This is a genomic window from Oceanobacillus sp. FSL K6-0127 (genome assembly GCF_037983385.1).
Classification (GTDB): Bacteria; Bacillota; Bacilli; order Bacillales; family Amphibacillaceae; genus Oceanobacillus; species Oceanobacillus profundus.
In genome coordinates this window covers 1,098,836-1,120,514 of sequence record NZ_CP150287.1, presented here as the reverse complement: position 1 = coordinate 1,120,514, position 21,679 = coordinate 1,098,836, and the positions used below count along the sequence as shown (strand labels likewise).

The following is a 21,679-nucleotide window of genomic DNA, read 5'->3' as shown; positions in this document are numbered from 1 at the left end:
TTCATTATTCGTCTTTTTTATCTACTTTTTTTCTCATTTCACGCTGCCAGATCAATCCTTGCTCTAATGCCATTTTCTTCGCTATTCTTGGAGCGTTCCACAATGGTGGCAGTAATAGAAGCGAAACCGGAACCGCAGTTATAACAATTGAATTCTGAATCGATGCAATACTATCCTCACCAATCGATAGAATTACTACGGTAGTAGCACCGAAGATTAATGCCCAGAATACACGTAACCAGCGTGTTGGATTATCATTTCCCTCTAGCGTAGCTGCTACGGTATAAGCCATTGTATCGGTTGTTGTTGCAACAAATATAATCGATACAAGCAAAAAGCCTAACCCCATTAGAGTTGCCATTGGGAGCTGATCGGTAATGGCCATTACTGCAGCAGGCATTCCACCCTCGTTTAACGCAGTCGAGACAGAGCCAGCATTTTCGTTTTCAAAGAATACTCCTGTCCCACCTACAATTGAGAACCAGAAGTTATTCACTACTGGAGCAACAATTGATACAGCTATGATTAATTCTCTAATTGTTCTTCCACGAGATATTCTGCTAATAAATACAATCAGCATAGGAGCATATCCGATAAACCAACCCCAGAAGAATATCGTCCATATTGAAAGCCAGCCCTCATCCCCACGATACATGCTCATCGTGAAGAAGTTTTGCAGATGAAATCCAGTGCCACCTACAAATGCATCAATAATAAACATTGTAGGACCAATAACGAGTACTACAGCTGCTAAGAATATTGTAAATTTCACATTCCAATTACTTAGATGGTAAATCCCTCGATCTACGCCTGTAGCTGCTGAAATCGCAGCAATCAGTACTAGTACCAGCACAACAATAATACTAACAGTTAACGTGTTTGGTACATCGAATAAATGATTAAGTCCGTAAGATATTTGCAAACCTAAGAATCCAAGCGGTCCCAACGTACCAGCAACCGTTGCAATTATGGAAAAGATATCTGCCGATGTACCTAGCACGCTTTTATGATATATTTTTTCACCAAAAATCGGATATAGCAATCCTCTAGGCTTCAGTGGCAGCCCTCTATTATAGTGTACATACATCATCACAATAACCGAGAGTGTACCTAGAATTGCCCATGCGGTAAACCCCCAGTGCAGAAAGGATTGAGCAAATGCAGCATCCATATTATTAAATTCTCCACCGCCGGCTAATGGGGGAGTAGTCATGTAATGATACATTGGTTCAGCAGCAGCCCAGAATACGCCCCCACTTGCCAATAAAGTAACTAAAATCATAGAAACCCAGCCAAAATAGCTATATTTTGGTTTATCCTGTTTACCTAATTTAACTTTCCCATACCTTGAAATTGCTAACCCGAGTCCAATGAAAAAGTTTCCAAGCAATAATACCTGCCAGTACGCACCGAAAAGGTCTGAAGAATAAGCAAATAATGTATTCACCGCACCATCAACCATTTCATTATCAAATAACGATAATAAAATAAATAGAATCAGGAATCCTCCACTCACAATAAAAACTGGCCAATCTAGGTTCTTCTTTTTTGTATCCACGTTTTCCTCCTAATGTTGTTAGGAACAAGCGTCTATAATATAGTAATCCATTTTGTCATTAAAGACCGTTGGATGGAATTTGATTACAACACCTAATATCTATCTACAGAAGAACAACCAATGACTAATATTCCACCAACTTGCTCAAATTTTTAACACAGTTTACTATTATAGGTTTCATTCATTAATTACGCAAATAATATCAATCTAATTTATTTTCATCACTTTAAAACGAATTCATCTTCACCGTTGACTAATTAGCAAATTGTATTCTTTCTATAACAAAAAAAGAATGACTCCTGCATGCATATTGCTGCTTGCTGTCATTCTTTCCAAACATCATTATTCATTTATAATCTCGTCTACTGTTGACTCGACTTCCGCACGAGTCATTTTCTCCTTACCGCTTTTCAGTGCTTTAAGCGTTCGCTTTGCTAAGGATAATGGAATCTTACAAAATAATGTAATATTTTTCGTTTCGATCTGCTTCATATAATCATCCGCTTTTGCGAGGTTACCCTCTGCATAACGAAACATATCATCACGACTCCATCCATCCGGGAAAAATCGGACACCACGTTCAGCATCTTCATCTTTATTACGCAATATATTGACAGCCTGAAGACCACGCCCATATCCAATTGCCAATTCACGATCTGTTTCAGTACCATCATACCATTTCCAAATATCAGAGAGCATAACGCCTACCAAACCAGCTACATAATATGTATAATCATCTAAATCTTCTTTCGTTCTTACTTCCCAGTCCTTCACAACCCATTTTGCCATTCCTTCGGCCATTTCACTCGTTGATTCTTTTACTTTATCAACAATCTTATCAGGACAAAATTCGAGCCAGTCACCAAGTCTTAAGGTCACTTCTGGTAATTCCGATTTATAAGGCTCTACTAATGTTTCATATGCCTGTAAATCGAACTCTTTTTGTAGCAAACTGCTTGTTTCTAACAGTAATCGCTGCTTTACTTCAGCATCCAATTGCTCATGATCTTCTATTTCATCAATTGCACGCATACATAGGTAAGCAGATCCAACTGTTTTTCTTAGAGTTGGATTTAATAATTTAATCGGTATATAAAACGTTCTGCTAGTAAGTTTCAGTACGCGCATTGCCTCTTTGTCCAACCTTGCTTGACCACTCAACAAAACTTCTCCTCCTTTAACCAATACGAGGTACCATAAGTATAACAAACCCGATTGGGACTGTCACTTTTCGTTAATATAAAGGAAGTTTTCTGAACAAAAATAGAGATACTATTATTTCCGCTTGCAGTGATGTCGAATAGAAGCTACTATTGTAATATTGTGTTTTCCTCGCATTAACCGCTGTAATTCGCACACCTTAAAGCGTGAGAAAAAACGAAAACATGAAACGTGGAGAGGGCTGGTGTCTTACCCTTGTGGTTGTTAACATTTTGCAAGGTGCAGTGGAGTCACCACGGAATCAGTTTCACTTTATAAGAGAGGCGTAAACGTATGGATAAACGAGTATATTTGTTAACGATCGTTTCCTTTGTCGTCGGAATGGTCGAATTAATTATCGGTGGCATATTGGATTTAGTTGCAGCTAGCTTAGAAGTTAGCGTTGGACAGGCTGGACTATTAATAACGGTATTTTCACTTGTTTTTGCAATAGCTTCACCAATACTATTATTTCTAACAGCAAGAATTGAACGAAAGAAACTAACGTTGATTACACTGTTTATTTTCTTCTTAAGTAATGTTCTTGCCGTTTTAAGTCCCGTTTATAGTGTTCTGTTTATCAGTAGAATTATTTCAGCAGCCAGTGCATCTTTACTGATTGTACTATGTGTAACAATGGCTTCTACAATTGTCGAGCCACAATACCGTGGACGCGCAATTGGGATAGTGAACATGGGCGTTAGTGGGTCACTTGTTCTTGGAATCCCATTTGGATTAATGCTTGGAAATACTTTTGGATGGCGTGCCCCATTTATTATGATTGCAATCCTAACATTATGTTCCATGGCAGGTGTTTACTTTTTTATGAAACAAATAACTCCTGGACAAGGTGCTGTTTCCATTGGCCAACAGCTACGCACATTAAAAAACAGCAAGATACTACTTGCTAACGCCACTACATTTCTTGTGTTGGCAGGACATACAACACTATATACTTACCTTACACCTTTTGCACAAGTAACAATGGGACTCGAAGGTCTATGGATAAGTATTGTTTACTTAGTGTTCGGTGTTGCAGCCGTTAGCGGTGGAGCAATCGGGGGTTCTTTTGCCGATTACTTTGGGACGAAGCGAACAATTCTTTCTGTCATTATTATCTTTATCATTGCGATCTTCGCAGTACCATTCTCGACGTTCTTCGTACCATTTTTCTTTTTTGTTATGGTTGTATGGGGAAGCATGAGCTGGGCTATTACCCCGCCAATGCAGAGCTATTTAATGGAGCTGTCACCAAAAAATTCGGATATTCTAATCAGCTTAAATAATTCATCCCTGCATCTTGGTATAGCTGTCGGTTCTTTTGCCGGTAGTATTGTCGTCGACCGAGTCAGTATTGAGTATAATGCGATTGTCGGCGGTATTATCATTGTATTTGGTCTTGTTACTGCATTGCTCGCAACAAGACGTGGCACGGCCACTTCCCAATAAAAAAAGTAAGCCCAGAAACACGCAGCAAGCTGTTTTCTGGGCTTTTTATAGAAATGCAAGATTAGATTCCTGGCTAATGGATTAATAAGCATTAATCCATTCTAATCTTCCATCCTCTAATGCAGGCTGAGTTTTCAAGCTTTCTACTGGAAAAATGAACGCCCACGGCATACTTGTTTCTGCCTCTATTGTCAGTGCTGGAATTGTAAACTCGTTCGCAGCAACAAGCTCACTATTTTCGACATAGCGAATTGGTTCCATTTGAAAAGAAAACGGATTATCCGTAAAATTATGAACGATTACCGTTACCAATAATTCACCTTTATAATTCATAGCCTGCCATAATGGCGTAAACGCTACTGCTTGATTACCAGATAATTTCGTTTCCTGAAAGACACCCTCAATTATTTCACGATCTTTAGCTGGCAAAGCCTTATCCCATGAAGCTTCATATTGTAGCCTTTGCATATTATCACCACTCTATTAAGTATCTGCCTCTACGAAGTTTTACGATTCATTATCTTATATAAAGCAAGAACGCATAGCTAGATGATCCTTGCTCCCAGTTTGCATAAACTTCATAAATGACATTCCCTCTGTATTCTGATAGATCTATTTTATCATACACTGCCTTCACAGTATTATCTTTATCCCAGATTTTAACTTTATAATCTGCAGGGTCCATTTCAAATTGCAGCGTTATTTCTGTATCTTCATCCACTTCAATTGAATTTCTACCATTTACCATTTCACTTGGAGACATAGAATCTGCCGCCACATTGACAGTTGTACCGTCTGTGTTCTCATATGACCAGCTATAACCTCCCTGGGCAACAGCATATGAATCACCATCAACTATTAAGGTTAACTGTGGCGGGGAAGTAAAATGATTTGCTCCTTCTCCATTTTCTGCCTGTTCTTTTGAATAACTTGTTGCACACCCTGCAACTCCAGTTAATAACAAAGATAAAATCACAAATATACGTAACATGTTGATCATCTCCCTTCTTTCCTTAGTCGATTTTTCAAGGAAAGTGTTACAGGATATGGGATGATTAATGGTATCATAAGATCAATTACATATCATCCATATAAAACATAGTAAATGAGAGGAATAAATTATGACAGCAAAACTTTATTACAACTCACCCTATATAACAACATGGAATACAAACATAGCTAAAAAAATTGAGCGTGATGAAGATTTATTTATCATTTTAGAAGAAACGGCTTTTTACCCTCATGGCGGCGGTCAACCATGTGATTTAGGGAATATCAATGGAATTCCAGTTCTTGACGTTTTTACAGAAGAAGATGTAGTCCTGCATAAAGTAGCACAGCTGCCAGATAGAACACAGGAAATAACTTGCACTATCGACTGGCAACGAAGATTTGATCATATGCAGCAGCATAGCGGACAGCATTTATTATCAGCAATATTCAGAGAGCTTCTTCAGGCTAATACGATAAGCTTTCATCTTGGAGCAGAAGATGTCACAATTGATATTGATCAGACAGCATTAACTAAAGAACAACTGCAAGCAGTTGAAACCGAAGTAAATAAGCAGATCTATCAAAACCGTCCAATACAGACCTACTTTGTTACCAATGAACAATTAAAGGAAATTTCTTTAGTGAAATTGCCAAAAGTAACGGAAAATATCCGCATCGTTGAGATTGAAGGAATTGAATACAATGCATGTGGCGGTACACATGTGTCTCGAACTGGTGAAATTGGTATGATCAAATTATTTCATGCTGAAAATATAAAAGGAGCAACAAGAATCCATTTCAATTGCGGCTACCGCGCATTAGCGGACTTCGAAGCAACACTTCATATTACGGATGTTCTATCGAAAAAATTTAATACTGGTAGGAAGGATATCCTTGATCGCTTTGAGAAATGGGATCAAGAGCATAAACAGCTGCAATCACAGCTTACAAAGTTAAAGGAACAGAATGATATGTATCTGACAAAAGAGCTTCTTTCTAATATTGATGGAACTGTTATCACCCATGTTTTCTCGAATAAACCATTCAAGGAAATCCAGAAACTAGCAGCCCAAATAGCAACAAAGCACCAGTTGTCCGTTGTATTTGCTACGACCACAGATAACAAAGTCATTCTAGCTCATAACGGTACTGCTGCATTTTCATGTGGAGATTTTCTCAAAGAACATCTTAAAGCTTTTAATGGAAAGGGTGGCGGAAGCGCCCAATCTGCTCAAGCGGGGTTTGATTCGAGTGAGGAAGCTTTACAGTTCTATCATTTTGCTTGTCAGGAGATTCGCTAGGCGCTTGTTTGAACTAAAACGCCCCCATTCCTTTAGATCGATAAAGAAAAGGGGGCCAAACATCTTTATAGAAAATTGATTCGTAATAATTTTCATTTACCATCTGAAACAATTTTCAACAAAGCCATTTTTTCTTAAAACAACAACTCCTCAATCACCTTACTCTCCATATCATACAACCGATACATACAATAAATCTGCGTCAAGAAAGCTGGCGAAATTAAAAAATCACTAGGATGTTCTATAATCTTAAATGTTACATTGAACGTAATCTCATTAAAACTGATAGAAGCGTATTTCTTCTTATCTGCTTTCAATATGAGGGATCCATCCCAATCTTGATAAGCTTCGAACTTATTCGTTTGAATAAATCCTTTTATATGAAAATAAATGAAGGATGCCCATTTCACATCATGAATATCATATATTTTATCCTCCTGATAATCGGATAAATGGTAGCTATATCCTTCAAGACTTTTCCAGCCTTGCTTTTTCACACTAATAGAAGTCAGCAACGTGCCATTTTCATCCTCAAATGCATAGAAGGACCCTTTTCGAACCGTTTCATTTCTTGCTTCATTGCGATGTGTTCGAATAACTGCACCGATTTCCTGTCCATCTTTGTCGTAAACAATCATTTTATGATTTTTGGAAAAGAAAAGAACATCCTTACACGTATATTTCAATGTTTCCATGCTTTATGTCTCCTTCTATCTCATATATTTTCAATACGGATAGAGGCATAAATAGTTTCATCTATATCGATTTTTCTTCCGCCAAAAAAGTAAACTGATTAAACCAAGTCCAAGTCCGATGGAGCTGCCAACTTCGACATACCCTATGAAATACCCGACAGTAATTCCAATTACTAAACAAATGAGAAAAATTGCCCCTGCAATCGCTTCACTCATGTTACCCCTCCTCATCATCGGCTTATTTGTATTAGTTTATTGTTCAGTCCCCATTTTTGTTCATACCTTCAAGAATGTTATAATAGTTATACGGATTTTTTATCATGAACATCTGGCCCTGTTCATTGATCATCACTTGAAAACGCTTTATTGAATTGTTTCAAAATTCACTATTGCTATACTTTAGCATTCGTGTTTAAATGAATTAAATATACAAATTAGTTCTTTAGTGAAGGACTAAATACGAGGTGATTATGTGAGTGAGAAAGTTACTGTTGGTCTTTTAGGTTTAGGAGTTGTTGGTTCAGGTGTAATTAAGCTAATTGAAAATCACCAACAAAAGCTTGCACATCAATTAAATTGTAATGTACGAGTGAAGCGCGTATTAGTTCGTAATTTGGAGAAATCGCGTGATGTTGACATAGAGGAAGACCTTCTGACAACGAATCCGGATGATGTATTAAATGATCCAGAGATTGATGTTGTTGTGGAAGTAATGGGTGGCATTGACGAAGCAAAGGATTATATTTTAAAAGCATTTGCTTCGAATAAACATGTCGTTTCCGCTAATAAAGATCTTGTAGCATTGCATGGCCCAGAACTTCAGGATGCTGCTACACGCAATAAATGTGACTTCTTCTATGAAGCCAGTGTTGCTGGCGGAATTCCAATTTTACGCGGAATCGTCGATGGACTTGCATCCGATCGTATCGGACAAGTAATGGGGATTGTTAATGGTACAACCAATTACATATTAACGCAAATGGATAGTGAAGGTGTCAGCTATGAAAATGCATTAAATGAAGCGCAGAAGCTTGGCTTTGCTGAAGCAGATCCTACTTCAGATGTAGAAGGTCTTGATGCAGCAAGGAAAATGGCGATTCTTGGCAGACTTGCATTTTCAACACCGGTAGATCTGGATGATGTCGAAGTATCTGGTATCAAAGGAATCGAATTAGAGGATTTACAATATGGTGACAAGCTAGGCTATACAATGAAATTGATTGGCTATGCAAACTTTGATAATCATGAGCTTGAGATCAATGTACAGCCTACATTACTTGCAAAAACGCACCCCCTTGCATCGGTAAAAAATGAATTTAATGCTGTTTATGTTTATGGAGAAGCAGTTGGCGAGACCATGTTCTATGGTCCTGGAGCAGGTAGCTTACCGACAGCAACCGCTATAGTTTCTGATGTTGTCTCTGTCATTAAGAATATGCGTCTAGGTGTATCTGGAAATCAGTTTGTTGAACCACATTTCAAAAAAGAATTGAAGGCACCTGATAAACGCTATGCACAGTATTATGTACGACTTTATGCGAAAGATGAAGCTGGAGTTTTTTCAAACATTTCTGCTTTATTCCATGATCAGGATATTAGTTTTAAACGTATTTTACAAACACCTGTTAACAAGGATGAAGTAGCTGAAATTATTTTCATTACACACCAAACATCACTCCAAAACTTCCAGCATGCCTTAGAAAAGCTTAAAGGTCTTGATGCTGTTTTGGAAGTAAAAAGCTATTACAAAGTTGAAGGAGATGCTATTTCATGAGCTGGCAAGGACTTCTAAGTCATTACAAAGCATATTTACCAGTTACTGATCAAACACCTGCGCTCACACTGCAGGAAGGAAATACACCATTAATTCATTTCCCGACACTTTCTGAGGAATTAGGAATTGAATTGTACGGAAAGGTCGAAGGTGCTAATCCGACTGGATCATTTAAAGATAGAGGAATGGTTGTAGCAGTAGCAAAAGCAATTGAAGAAGGAAGCAAATCCATTATTTGCGCATCTACCGGGAACACTTCTGCCGCTGCTGCAGCCTATGCCGCACGAGCAGGAATTCGCGCGATCATCGTTATTCCAAAGGGAAAAGTTGCACTAGGCAAGCTAGCCCAAGCTGTCATGTACGGTGCAGAAATTGTAGAAATTGATGGAAACTTTGATGAAGCATTGCAAATGGTGCGTAAAGTTAGCGAAAAAGCACCTGTTACATTAGTGAATTCGGTCAATCCATATCGTCTGGAAGGACAAAAAACGGCAGCATTTGAAGTATGTGATCAGCTTGGAACTGCTCCTGACATTCTGGCAATTCCTGTCGGTAACGCTGGTAACATCAGTGCATATTGGAAAGGATTTAAAGAATATCACGAGAAAAAACAAACCGGTCTACCACAAATGTTTGGATTTGAAGCAGAAGGCGCTGCAGCAATCGTGCAAAATAAAGTCATTCCAAATCCAGAAACTGTAGCCACAGCGATTCGGATTGGTAATCCTGCTAGCTGGGAGCTTGCAGTAAATGCAAAAGAGGAATCTGGTGGAACAATCCAATCTGTAACCGATGAAGAAATCTTACAGGCGTTTAAATTACTACCAAGTAAAGAAGGGATTTTTGCGGAGCCTGGTTCTTGTGCATCGATCGCAGGTGTTATTCAACAGTGTAAGGAAGGAACAATTCCAAAAGGAAGCAAGGTTGTCGCTGTGTTAACAGGAAATGGATTGAAGGATCCACAAACAGCTATTGAACAGTTGGAAATTAATCCTGTTTCCTTAGAAAATGATGAAGCTGCCGTTATGAAATATATTGAAGAGCTGGTTAATCAATGAGGCCGTTTCGTATTTCAGTACCGGCAAGCTCAGCAAATATCGGACCGGGATTCGACTCCATGGGTCTAGCAGTAAATCTGTATCTAACATTGGAAGTAACAGAATCGGAGAAGTGGGAGTTCACCTCCCCTTCTCTTTCTTCTAATGATAATTTTCAGGATCATTTCATTTTTCAAATTGCTGCAAAAATTGCAGAACGGCATCAAACAACATTACCAGTATGTAAAGTTGTCGAAACAAGTGAGATTCCACTCGCTCGTGGATTAGGCAGTAGTGCATCTGCGATTCTAGCTGGTATTGAACTCGCAAACCAAGCTTGCGATCTTCATTTAAGCAGTGAAGATAAACTCCAGTATGGAACAGAAATTGAAGGTCATCCAGATAATATCGCACCGGCACTCTTTGGCGGGCTTATTATTTCAACCTTAACTGGCAATGAAATCAATTGGCTTCAAGCACCTGCATTAGATGTTGATCTGGTTATCTATATTCCCAATACTGAATTGAAAACAGAAGCTGCAAGACAGGTTCTTCCAGATTCATACACAAGAGGCCATGCAGCAGCAGCCAGCGGAATTAGTAACCTCGTTGTTGCCTCACTTTTAGCAGGTGATTACGAACTTGCCGGAAAAATGATGGAAAAGGATATGTTCCATGAATCCTATCGTTCAGCTCTAATCCCCAACTATGATCAAATTCGTAAAGTGGCAAAGTTTTATGGTGCCTATGGAACTGTTATTAGCGGTGCTGGTCCAACGATGATTTCTTTTGCACCAAAAGGTGAAGGACAAGCTATAACTGAACCACTGCAAGCAATACTTCCGGATTATCATGTGAGCGTAATGAAAATTGATATGCAAGGATTAACAGTTGAATAATTAATTAGAGAACTAAGGTGTTCGCCAATACTGCTTTTAGGAGAATACTTATATTATTTACGCATTAAAAAGGAGAAGCCTAGGTAGTGACCCCTAAAAGTTAGAGTTTTCATTATGCAGCTGTTTGGCTGGTTTGAGTTCGGTATTGCACTGGACTTAAACCAGCCAATTTCGTTTTAATTCGTTCGTTATTGTAGTAATAAATATATTTCTCTATCTTTCGTTTCAGTTCATGATAAGACATTAATGCTTCACCGTGATACATTTCTTGTTTCATAATCCCAAAGAAATTCTCCATCGCAGCGTTATCTGCACATGTGGCTTTTCTAGACATGCTTTGAAAGATTCTGCTTTTATTCAACGTTTTGACCCACTTTATATGTTGGTAATGCCAGCCTTGATCAGAATGAATGGTTGTACGATATTTGGCCTTACTCTTGATTATTTCTATTGCTTGGTTAAGTGGCTTGACCGCAAAATCTAATGTTGGTTTATTTGAGATACCATAAGAGATTACCTCACCATTATATAAATCTAGTATTGGACTTAAATAAAGTTTCTCATTTCCAGTACACTTGAATTCCGTGATGTCGGTGACTAACTTTTGTAGACGAATAGGCGTATTAAACCGTCGGTTTAAACGATTTTCCGCTACCTTCCCAACCGTTCCTTTATAAGACTTGTATCGAGATTTTCGTGTAAACTTAATACATTTCAAGCCCAATTCTCTCATAATCCGTTGTACTTTTTTATGATTGATTTTATAGCCCTTGCCTCTTAATTCTAAATGGATCCGACGGTATCCATATTTACCTTCATGCTTCTTAAACAATTCATGAATGAGTTCTTTCCACTCTTTATTCGTATCTTCTTTCTTCAATTGTTTAACTTGATAATGATAAGTTTCCTCTGGTATACCTACAACTCGGAGTACATCTTTTAATCTGAATCCTTCTTTCTTGAGTTCGAGTGCCAACGCTGCTTGTGCTTTTCGAGGTAGGCCTCTGGATTTTCCTGAAAAGCTTTTAACTTTTTTAAATAGGTATTTTCCAACCGAAGAAGTTCAATCTCACGCTCTAATTGTTCCTCGCGATTCATTGCTTTCTCTTGTTTTACTGACTTTGCTTTTCTTTTCCCAGACATAGGGGGCCGTCCTTTCGGTTTTTCTTTGAGGCCTTCTATCCCTTCAGTAAGGAAAATCTTGTTCCAGTTCGCAATAAGAGTAGAATTATTCATCTGAAATTCTATTGCGGTATCTTGGTAAGAAGCGCCCGTTTGTTTCATAAAGTTTAGTACATTTAACTTAAATTGAACAGAATAAACCTTTTTACAACGCTTTTTACGTAATCCCTCTTCACCCAATGCTTTATATGACTTTACCCATCTTTCAATAGGAGCCTTACTTGGAATATCATATTTCCTAGCTAATAAAGTGTAACCAAGAGGACCTTCCATATATTCCTTAACAATCATTAATTTAAATTGCTTACTATATTTTGCCATGCAAAAACACCCCAAAACTTAGATTTCTTACTCTAACTTTTGGGGTGCAGCACCCTAGGCTCTCCTTTTTCTTATTTAGCATATCCATTTACAAAATAACCGATAATTTCCAAGTCCGTTTCTGTTAATTCACGTTGAAAATGTGAGGTCATCGCTTCTACAATCGCCTCCTGCTTCCCTTCATGCTTTTTGGTTAATGCTGCACTTGTTTTCAATAATGCAGAAAAGCTTGCGAATTCGTCTTTTGACAATGGTGCCGGATGATGGGATAGGAAAAATAATTCTGCATCATAGCTTTCTATCTTCTCTAAAAGTGCGCCCATTTTTTCAATTGTGTAATGCCATTTTTCTGCATACATATTTGCATAAAGACAATCTCCAAGAAATAGTGCCTTTTCCTCCTGTATATAAATAAGATTGGAGTCTGGTGAATGATCCCCACCGATGTATTCGATGATACAGATGACCCCACCAAGATTCACTTGCATTCGAGTTTCAAAAATAAGCGTAGGATCCGGGATGATAACGTCACGCGCATCTCCAAGCTCTAACTTAATTGCATCCGCACAAAACGCGATTTCGATCCCTGCTTCGACACGCTCATCCAGCTCCTTATCTCTCCATGAAAACTCCTGTAATTCTTTTACTTTTTCAAAGGTCATAAAATTGGCAATGGAAGGCAGGTTCATTTCATTTAAGCCAAAAACATGATCCCAATGCCAATGTGTCAGGGCTACAATATCTCCAGTGATATTATGGGAAGCCAATTGCTCCTTAAATAGCTGTGCGTGACTGGATGAATTCCCAGCATCAATCAACAACGTCCTATTATCCCCCACGACAGCTGCTAAAATTGGCCGGTCTGTCTTTTGATATGATGGAAGATAAAAAAGACGATTGGAAAGCTTCTGTAATGTTTGCATGTATTCGTACTCCTTCTAGCTAGTTGTATTGTTCATTATAACCTATTAATTGTGGCGGCAAAACAGGCTTCAACTTATAAATTCTAAATTGAAACAATAAAAAAAGAGAGCTGATGGAATTCTCCATCAGCCCCTAAAATTCTATTCTTCAATATATACATCTTTAAGAAGCAGGAATTTTGTAGGTAGCATCGATAATCCTTTCACTTCTTCACGCAACCCTGATAAATAATCCTTATGCATCAAATAATTCATGGGAGCCAACTCCACGAGCAACTCTTGTGCTTGTTTATATAATTCTATACGCTCAGCTTCATCCGCCGTTTGGCGTGCTTCTTCTAAAATAGAATCTAACTCTCCATGATCAAGGAAGGTTCTATTTCCTGGTGGTCCCATATTCTCAGAATGGAATAATGGATATAATCCGTTATCCGCATCGGCTGTTCCATTTGACCACCCTAAAATGAACATATCATGCTCACCTTTACCAATTTTCTCTAAATATGCACCCCATTCGAAGATTTCAATCTCTACCTCAATCCCAATTTCCGAAAGCTGAGACTGGATGTTGGTTGCAATATCCAGACGCTCTCGTGTCTCATTGGTCCAGATGGAAGTGGAGAAACCATCCTCGTAACCAGCTTCAGCCAACAGCTTCTTTGCTTCTTCTTGATTATAAGCAATTCCTTCTAAATTTTCATCATAACCAAATACATTTGGCGCAAGTGGCCCTGCAGCAGGTATTGCATAGCCATTCGCAATACCATCTACTATCTGTTCTTTATTTATAGCCATCGTAATTGCTTGTCGAACACGCTCATCATCAAATGGCTCTTTTTGTGTATTAAAACCAAGATAATCTAGGGAAACACTTCCTTGTTGCAGCATCGCTAACCCTTCTGTTGATTCAATTTGTGCTACATCAGAAGAACTTAATTGATTAGTGACATGTGAATCTCCTGTATTTAGTTCTGCAATACGAGTAAGGTCTTCTGGAACAACCTTAAATGTGACCGAGTCTAGCAATGCTGCTCCATCCCAATAATCTTCATTTTTAACTAAGCGGATATATTGACCAGGACTCCACTCATCAAATTTAAAATAGCCTGTACCAATTGGTTTTTCATTAATAACACTTCCTGGATCTGCTCCTTCTTCCATTGCAGCATAATCTGCCTCAATTTGTTCCAAAGAGATCATCGCTCCAGCTGAATGTGCTAAATGTGCTGGCAGACCTGAAAACGGATATGCTGTCTTTATTTGTATCGTATAATCATCAATAACAACTACCTCATCGATCATATCGAGCAAATAGGCTGTAGGAGCTGCCACATCTTCATCAATAATACGCTCAACATTTGCCTTTACTACCTCTGCATTAAACGTGGTTCCATCATGAAATGTTACTCCCTCTTGAAGCTTAAATTCCCAAGTTGTATCATCCACTGCTTCCCAGCTTGTTGCAAGGCTTGGCTGTAGTCCCATATTCTCATCGTGCTTAATTAACTTCTCAAAAATATTAAATTGGATATCGAACGATGGAACATCATTTGCTCCAGCTGGATCTAACGAGATTGCATCCGAAACAGTGGCAATTACTAACTCTCCACCATGTTGTTTCCCATCATTTTCTGTCCCCCCTGCTTCATCTGGTTCACTAGCACAACCAGCAAGAACGATACTAATAAATGCTATAGCAATGAATGTGTACAGCCAATTTCTCGATATTCTTTTCATAATTGTTCCCCCAGTATAATTGACGTCTATTGCAAATGCTTTTTCATAAACGCAACGATTTTCGTATTCATTTCAATTTGGTTTTTTATATTTTCTGTTTGATGTCCTTCATCTTCAAAAACAATAAGTTCCACTTCTTTTCCTTGGTTCTCTAAATCCCGATTCAATTGCTCTGCTTCACTAACAGGTACTCTCGTGTCATTTCTGCCATGGAAGATAAGTAATGGAGCTTTAATTTTATCTGTATGATTTAATGGAGCAATCTCTTCAAAAAAATCCACATCTTCTTTTAATGAACCATACTCTTTCTCCCTTAATCGCCTGCGCCATGGTCCTGTATTTTCAAGGAACGTCTTAAAATGTGAGATACCAACAATATCTACGGCCGCTGCCCACAATTCAGGGTAGTGTGTAATTGCAGCTAGTACCATAAAACCTCCATAGCTACGTCCCATAATGCCAATTTTTTTAGGATCAGCACCACGCCTGACGAGGTCTTCTACAAGCCACTTTAAATCAGCTACAGCATCCATGCGTTTACGGACATCGTCCAATTGTACGTATTTCCGTCCATAGCCCATGCTGCCACGTACATTCGGTGCAACTACTGCATAGCCTTGTGCTGCTAAAAATTGTATAACAGGATTATATTCGTTTCTAATCTGGCTCTCTGGACCCCCATGTACATATATCATGACAGGCTGTGCGTAGTCTTTCTTACCATAAAGAAAATAAGGCACTTCAAGTCCATCAAAAGAGGAATAATGACATAGCTCCGGCTCTGTCCATAGGTGATGAATATCTTTATTTTCTCCAACAAAAGTAAGCCTCTTCGTTTTTTGCTCCTTCAAGTCTGCGGACCATAAATCACCCGGAAGAATCGCACTCTTTATTTCGATGACAAGCTCTTCAGTGTCCAGCCATGATAAAGAGCTATAAACGCCAGACGGCAGTCCTGACGCTTCAAACATCGATTTATGTTTAATATGATAAAATCGAAGTCTTGATGTTCCTCCTTCATTTACCGTATAAGCAAGTAATTTTCCATCAGGAGATAGTTTTATTTCTTCAATATCCCATTTTTCAATTTGTGACAGTTGTTCTAATTCAGTAGGATTATCGAATGTAAAGGAATGAATAGCTAATGTATCACGACCTGCATCTGTTACAAGATAGCCTTTTTTTCCATCCTTTGTTAGCTGTATCGAATGATATCTTGCACTTATATTTTCCTTACCAATCTTCGTCAGTTCTTTTGTTTCTAAATCAAATATATATAGGGAGTTATCTATGTTGGTATCCGCTATGTTTAAAATTAATCCTTTCCCATCATTCGTCCAACAAATCGGATTGCAGTTTCCATTATATAGATACACTACTTCTTCCTTCTTTGTTGCAATGTCCAAAATATACACATCAAAATAACCTGGATGTCTGCGATTACTAGAGAAGGCAATTTTTGTTTCGTCAGGCGACCAGCCACCAAAGTGATGAAAATGTTCCTTTGAAACGACAAGGTCTTCAACTGTTGTTCCTTCGCAGATTAAGTAAAGTTGCTGTTTCTCATTCCCATTTATATCTGAACCGATTATCGTTTTCATCCCAGATGGAGAATGATTTACACTAAGCGCTCTGTCTGGCAGCTCGATAAATTGTTGAACCTCGGATGCTTGATCGTCCCATTTCCAAACCTGTGGTAATCCAGTTTTATTAGTTAGAAATGTAATTGCTTGCTGACCTGGAATGACAGATGGCTCATAAGCCCGGTATGACTTTAAATAAGAAAGTAATGTTTTCTCAGATGTTGCCTCCATTTTCAAATTCCTCCTCTTTTATTTTTCGGACATTTCTTACAAATACTGATTATAACAAAAGAGTATATAGTATTTATTTTCAGAAATCAATGGAGAAAATTGTATATTTATCGTGTTTCATGAGGGTTTAATGTGCGGAAACGATGGTTTTCAATCTTTTCTTTAATTATGGTTGTTGTTTGCTCACTATCGAATTTAAGGTAAATACGGTCCAAAATCCAAAACCACAAAAAGGACCATCGCCTTCTTGGCGATAGCCCTCTTTAATAATTAGCTCATCAATGCTGTCATCAATGCTTTTTGTGCATGAAGTCGATTTTCGGCCTGTTGAAAAACAACAGAATGTGCTCCATCAATTACTTCTGCAGTTACCTCTTCACCTCGGTGTGCAGGCAAACAATGCATAAATGTAACATCTGCTTTTGCCTTGGCTAACAAAGCAGCATCTACACGGTATGCGTCAAAATCCTTTTCTCTTTTCGCTTGTTCTGCCTCCTGCCCCATACTTGCCCATACGTCTGTATAAATAACATCTGCATGTTGAACAGCTAAAGCAGGGTCCACCTCAATGCTAATTTTTGCATTGTGTTCAGCTGCTATTTCCTGTGCTTTTGCGGTTACATCTGGATCAGGCAAATAATCAGCAGGAGCAGCAATCACTAGCTCCATCCCCATTTTGGCAGCTCCATGCATAAGGGAATGCGCCATATTATTTCCGTCTCCAATATAAACTACCTTTTTCCCCTCCAGCGTTCCCTTTACTTCTTTAATCGTTTGCAAGTCTGCAAGCACTTGGCAAGGATGATACAAATCTGTCAATCCATTAATAACAGGGATACTAGCAAATGCGGCAAGCTCCTCTACCACCGCTTGAGAGAATGTCCGAATCATAATTCCATCCAAATAGCCAGACAGTACTTGTGCCGTGTCAGCAATTGTCTCACCTCTGCCAATTTGTATATCTTTTGAATTTAAGAAAATTCCCATACCACCTAATTGGTAAATACCCGCTTCGAAGGATACACGCGTTCTTGTAGACGACTTTTCAAAAATCATCCCTAATGTTTTTCCTTTTAGTGGTTCAAATGAAATGCCTTCCTGCTTCTGCTTTTTAATATAATCCGCTAGTTCTAATAAATAATTAATCTCATCCGTTGTATAATGAGCAAGTGTTAAAAAATCCCGTCCCTTTAGCTCCTGTTTTATCAAATCCGCTTCTTTAACCATTGTCATGATAAAACTCACATCCTCTTGTAATTTGTATATGAATTATTATGCATTATTTAGAATAAATATACAAGTGTTTTGATAACTTTTTATATTTTTACTTACAGATTATTATTCCAGCTTACTATCGTCAGGACGAGCAGGAACCAACTAATTTCGAGCATTGCCCACCCTTTACCAAGCAACACCCATCCGAAACATCAAACACCCGCTTTGCATCAAATCAAAGCGGGTGTTTTGCTAACCTAACTTCTGTACGATGATAACCTTCAAGTAATCCCCCTGATTAAAATTACGGTTTACTTGAAAATCAGCCGGCAAGGAGAATTCTTCAAGAATTTTATATTTCATTCCATTGAATCCTTTATCAATAAACGCTTTGAACTTCTTCATTCCAAATGATGCATTATTTGTAGATGCTACAATAATGCCATTCTTTTCGGTAATCGCTAATGTATCCTGAATCAAGCCAGGATAATCCTTCGCTGTGCTAAACGTATGCTTTTTTGACCGGGCAAAGCTCGGCGGATCAAGGACAACGAAATCAAATTTCAATTCTTTTCGTTTCGCGTATTTGAAATAATCGAACACATCCATCACGATAATATCCTGCTGTTCATAATCAATCCCATTTACAGCAAATTGCTCAATTGTTTTACTTTTACTACGCCCTGCAAGGTCTACACTGGTCGTCTTTGCAGCACCTCCAAGTGCAGCTGCTACGGAAAAAGCGCCTGTATAAGAAAATGTATTTAAAACATTTTTTCCTTTCGCATAATGATCACGAATTGCTTTTCGAACATCACGTTGGTCAAGAAAAATCCCTACCATTGCACCATCATTCAAATGAACCGCATAACTTATGCCATTCTCTTTAACGATAATTGGAAACTCTCCCAGTTCTCCCTTTACAAAGTCATCGTCATCAAGATATTGTCCTTTTCTGTCAAAGCGTTTTTTTTCATATATCGCTTTATATCCTCCAAGTTCATCAAGCACGCGAATAACTTTGTCTTTAAAGGTGTAAATTCCTTTACTATACCAGCTGATTACATAATACCCATCAAAATAGTCAATCGTTAATCCACCAATACCGTCACCTTCACCATTGAAAACACGAAATGCGTTTGTATTTTCGTCGTTATAGTATGACTGTCTTTTATTGATTGCAGCTAGCATTTTATTCTTAAAGAAGACAGTGTCCACCTTTTCATTTTCATTAAAAGATAGCACCCATCCCAGTCCTTTATTTTGCTTGCCATAGTAACCCTTTGCAAGAAATTGTCCATGCTGGTCCACTAAATGAACTATTGTACCTTCCTCAGACAAAGCTCCTGGATTTATAATTGCTTCTTTCGAAATTAAAGGAAATTTATTTTTATAGTATTTAGTAAAATCCGGTTTCACTCTTAATTCAACAATAGTAGCCATATTTTCATCCTATTCCATTTTTGCTCATTATCGCATGTGACCTGTGATTAGCGCAAGCTGTCGTAATAAAAGTTATTGTTTCTCCACTAATTCAAGATGAAAGTCTCCAACGGCATTCGCTTCATACAAATTTGTAATGGAAGTAGCGTAATTATGGATAGTAGCTTGTAATTCAAGATTTTCCTCAGGAATCTGCAAGGTAAAGTCATTCTTATAAAGCAATGTTGTTATATCATGATATTCCTCACTCGACACTTTAAAAGCAAAACTCACTTTTCGATTTCCTTTTGGTAATGTTTCCATTTGAAATTCCAATCCATCAATTTCATATCCATTTATAATCACTTTTCGTTTCAATCACATCACTCCCTTTTATAAAAAGTTTACCAATTTTATCTCCGATTGTTTACTAAAGTAACTTATTCGTTTAATTTCTGACCTTTAAGGTAATAGTTTAATGAAAGGATGATTTAAATGGAACATTTTGATGCAATTATTATCGGCTTTGGAAAAGGTGGTAAAACGTTAGCAGGTTCACTTGCTAAGGCCGGAAAGCGAGTTGCTATGATAGAGCAATCAGCTAAACAATATGGTGGCACATGTATTAACATTGCCTGTATCCCAACAAAATCGCTTGCTTTCCAATCCGAACAGCAAGCTAATTCCAGCGAGTCCAAGGAAGCCTATTACAAGGAATCGATTCAAGAAAAAGATCAGTTAACTACTGCTTTAAGAGAGAATAATTTTAAGATGCTTAATGATCAGGAAACCGTTACGGTTTATACTGCAAAAGCTACGTTTATTGACGATAAAAAGATCCAACTTAGCTCGGAAACTGAATCCCTTGAGCTAAGTGCAGATAAGTTCTTCATAAATACCGGTTCATCTCCAATCATTCCGCCGATTGATGGAATCGATGAAACGGAGTATGTTTATACTTCTACAACGCTCCAAGATCGCGATGAGCTGCCCGAAAAGCTAATTATCATTGGTGGTGGGTATATTGGTTTGGAATTCGCTTCGATGTATGTAAACTTTGGCTCAGAGGTTACAGTAATTGACAGCTCTGAGGAATTCTTGCCAAACGATGATCGTGACATTGCAAGTGAAGTACAAAAGATATTTGAAGGAAAAGGAATTAAGCTACAATTAGCAAGCAGGGTACAATCCGTTAAGAATATAGATGGTGGTGTTGCGGTTACCTACCAGAAAGAGGATAAGACTGAGAAATTGACTAGCTCTGCCCTATTAGTTGCAACAGGCAGAAAGCCAAACACGGAAGGTTTAGGACTGGAAAACACTTCCATTCAGCAAGATGATAAGGGAGCAATTGTTGTAGATGATTACTTGAAGACAGATGCCGATCACATTTGGGCATTAGGGGATGTCAATGGCGGCCCACAGTTTACTTATATTTCATTAGATGATTTCCGTATCGTTCGTGATCAATTATTTGGTGATGGCAATTACTCGAAAAAGGAACGAAAAAATATACCATATTCCGTTTTTATCGAACCTGTCCTATCCCATGTTGGTCTCAATGAAAAGACAGCTAAAGAAGAAGGTATTGACTATAAAGTAGCATCGATTCCAGCAGCAGGGGTTCCTTATGCTCGTATTATCAAGCAAACAGACGGACTTTTGAAAGCTCTTATTGACCCGGACACAGATGATATTTTAGGATGTACGTTATTTTGCGCAGGTTCACATGAATTAATCAATACCGTGCGAATTGCAATGGAAGCTAAATTACCATATAAACGATTAAAAGATAATATTTTCACACATCCATCCATGAGTGAGGCATTGAATAACCTATTTTCGAGTTTTGATTAATTGTAAATAGGAGGGCTTTTAGAGCCCTTTTTATTTTGCAAAAAATAAAGATATGGGAAGGAGTTTTTGAAAAGGCAGCAAAGATTTCTATCAAAATATACGATTTTTTATTGTAGCACTAAAATTAAAACATCTTGCAAACCACATTGTTAAATTTAAAGAATCCGTTTTGAAAGGATTGACCAAAACGGATCCACAATTCCATAAAAAATTTGCTCATTTTCTATCTCTGCTGTTCCACAGTCGTGCCCCTTTAATGGAACATTTATTCAGTATTTGCCTAGAAGATAGTTTGTCTCGAT

Annotated in this window: 19 protein-coding genes and 1 pseudogene; 6 read left to right on the top strand and 14 right to left on the bottom strand. The window is 38.1% G+C overall.

Annotation, left to right across the window (positions count from 1 at the left end):
• Positions 1-4 precede the first annotated feature (4 nt).
• Both MHH64_RS05560 and MHH64_RS05555 read right to left on the bottom strand, forming a co-directional pair.
• Positions 5-1,558 (bottom strand): BCCT family transporter, encoded by a 1,554-nt coding sequence (locus MHH64_RS05560; protein WP_095311574.1) that lies wholly within the window; start codon positions 1,556-1,558, stop codon positions 5-7.
• A 342-nt stretch (positions 1,559-1,900) separates the two neighbouring features.
• Positions 1,901-2,719: a phytoene/squalene synthase family protein gene (locus MHH64_RS05555; protein WP_095311788.1), complete on the bottom strand. Its 819-nt coding sequence runs from the start codon at positions 2,717-2,719 to the stop codon at positions 1,901-1,903.
• Positions 2,720-3,052: 333 nt separating this feature from the next.
• On the opposite strand from MHH64_RS05555, the gene MHH64_RS05550 reads away from it, so the two are divergent.
• Entirely contained in the window at positions 3,053-4,207 is a 1,155-nt protein-coding gene (locus tag MHH64_RS05550) for an MFS transporter (protein ID WP_095311572.1), read from the top strand.
• Positions 4,208-4,288: 81 nt separating this feature from the next.
• Here the strand turns inward: MHH64_RS05550 and MHH64_RS05545 are convergent, their stop codons facing one another.
• Together MHH64_RS05545 and MHH64_RS05540 are read right to left on the bottom strand one after the other, a co-directional pair.
• A complete protein-coding gene (locus tag MHH64_RS05545; RefSeq protein ID WP_095311570.1) occupies positions 4,289-4,675 on the bottom strand; it encodes an SLAP domain-containing protein in 387 nt (128 codons plus the stop codon).
• A gap of 49 nt (positions 4,676-4,724) precedes the next feature.
• Positions 4,725-5,198, bottom strand: a complete 474-nt coding sequence (locus MHH64_RS05540) for a hypothetical protein (protein ID WP_095311568.1) — start codon at positions 5,196-5,198, stop codon at positions 4,725-4,727.
• Positions 5,199-5,328: 130 nt separating this feature from the next.
• Here MHH64_RS05540 and MHH64_RS05535 point away from each other — a divergent pair, with 130 nt between their 5' ends.
• Complete coding sequence (locus MHH64_RS05535; RefSeq protein ID WP_340002825.1) at positions 5,329-6,501, top strand: DHHA1 domain-containing protein; 1,173 nt, start codon at positions 5,329-5,331, stop codon at positions 6,499-6,501.
• Positions 6,502-6,635: 134 nt separating this feature from the next.
• Here the strand turns inward: MHH64_RS05535 and MHH64_RS05530 are convergent, their stop codons facing one another.
• Positions 6,636-7,196 (bottom strand): hypothetical protein, encoded by a 561-nt coding sequence (locus MHH64_RS05530; protein WP_095311508.1) that lies wholly within the window; start codon positions 7,194-7,196, stop codon positions 6,636-6,638.
• A 57-nt stretch (positions 7,197-7,253) separates the two neighbouring features.
• Positions 7,254-7,412: a hypothetical protein gene (locus tag MHH64_RS05525; RefSeq protein ID WP_168927291.1), complete on the bottom strand. Its 159-nt coding sequence runs from the start codon at positions 7,410-7,412 to the stop codon at positions 7,254-7,256.
• Positions 7,413-7,668: 256 nt separating this feature from the next.
• Here MHH64_RS05525 and MHH64_RS05520 point away from each other — a divergent pair, with 256 nt between their 5' ends.
• The 3 genes from MHH64_RS05520 to thrB are packed head-to-tail and all read left to right on the top strand — an operon-like array spanning position 7,669 to position 10,906.
• Positions 7,669-8,970 (top strand): homoserine dehydrogenase, encoded by a 1,302-nt coding sequence (locus MHH64_RS05520; protein WP_095311507.1) that lies wholly within the window; start codon positions 7,669-7,671, stop codon positions 8,968-8,970.
• Positions 8,967-10,028: a threonine synthase gene (gene thrC, locus MHH64_RS05515; RefSeq protein ID WP_340002824.1), complete on the top strand. Its 1,062-nt coding sequence runs from the start codon at positions 8,967-8,969 to the stop codon at positions 10,026-10,028. The genes MHH64_RS05520 and thrC overlap by 4 nt, the downstream gene beginning before the upstream one ends.
• The gene (gene thrB / locus MHH64_RS05510; RefSeq protein ID WP_340002823.1) at positions 10,025-10,906 is read left to right on the top strand and encodes a homoserine kinase; all 882 of its coding nucleotides are present in this window, start codon (positions 10,025-10,027) and stop codon (positions 10,904-10,906) included. Before thrC ends, thrB begins: the two co-directional genes overlap by 4 nt.
• A gap of 112 nt (positions 10,907-11,018) precedes the next feature.
• On the opposite strand, the pseudogene MHH64_RS05505 reads toward thrB, so the two are convergent.
• The 8 genes and pseudogenes from MHH64_RS05505 to MHH64_RS05470 all read right to left on the bottom strand — a co-directional run.
• Positions 11,019-11,885: pseudogene (locus MHH64_RS05505) on the bottom strand (IS3 family transposase); the annotation flags it as partial.
• Positions 11,846-12,409 carry a helix-turn-helix domain-containing protein gene (locus MHH64_RS05500; protein ID WP_095314507.1) on the bottom strand — a complete coding sequence of 188 codons (564 nt, stop codon included), beginning with the start codon at positions 12,407-12,409 and terminating at the stop codon, positions 11,846-11,848. The pseudogene MHH64_RS05505 and the gene MHH64_RS05500, both read right to left, overlap by 40 nt.
• Before the next feature lie 71 nt (positions 12,410-12,480).
• Entirely contained in the window at positions 12,481-13,332 is an 852-nt protein-coding gene (locus MHH64_RS05495) for an MBL fold metallo-hydrolase (RefSeq protein ID WP_340002822.1), read from the bottom strand.
• A gap of 141 nt (positions 13,333-13,473) precedes the next feature.
• A complete protein-coding gene (locus MHH64_RS05490; RefSeq protein ID WP_340002821.1) occupies positions 13,474-15,069 on the bottom strand; it encodes a glutathione ABC transporter substrate-binding protein in 1,596 nt (531 codons plus the stop codon).
• A 26-nt stretch (positions 15,070-15,095) separates the two neighbouring features.
• Complete coding sequence (locus MHH64_RS05485; protein WP_303448339.1) at positions 15,096-16,883, bottom strand: S9 family peptidase; 1,788 nt, start codon at positions 16,881-16,883, stop codon at positions 15,096-15,098.
• Positions 16,884-17,153: 270 nt separating this feature from the next.
• Entirely contained in the window at positions 17,154-18,116 is a 963-nt protein-coding gene (gene argF / locus MHH64_RS05480) for an ornithine carbamoyltransferase (protein ID WP_303448338.1), read from the bottom strand.
• Between the two features lie 234 nt (positions 18,117-18,350).
• Complete coding sequence (locus MHH64_RS05475; protein WP_095312378.1) at positions 18,351-19,541, bottom strand: class I SAM-dependent rRNA methyltransferase; 1,191 nt, start codon at positions 19,539-19,541, stop codon at positions 18,351-18,353.
• 72 nt (positions 19,542-19,613) lie between these two features.
• The gene (locus MHH64_RS05470) at positions 19,614-19,898 is read right to left on the bottom strand and encodes a DUF3219 family protein (RefSeq protein ID WP_095312375.1); all 285 of its coding nucleotides are present in this window, start codon (positions 19,896-19,898) and stop codon (positions 19,614-19,616) included.
• A gap of 117 nt (positions 19,899-20,015) precedes the next feature.
• On the opposite strand from MHH64_RS05470, the gene MHH64_RS05465 reads away from it, so the two are divergent.
• On the top strand, positions 20,016-21,377 hold the full coding sequence (locus MHH64_RS05465) for an FAD-dependent oxidoreductase (RefSeq protein WP_340002820.1): 1,362 nt from the start codon (positions 20,016-20,018) through the stop codon (positions 21,375-21,377).
• The last annotated feature ends 302 nt before the right edge of the window (positions 21,378-21,679 follow it).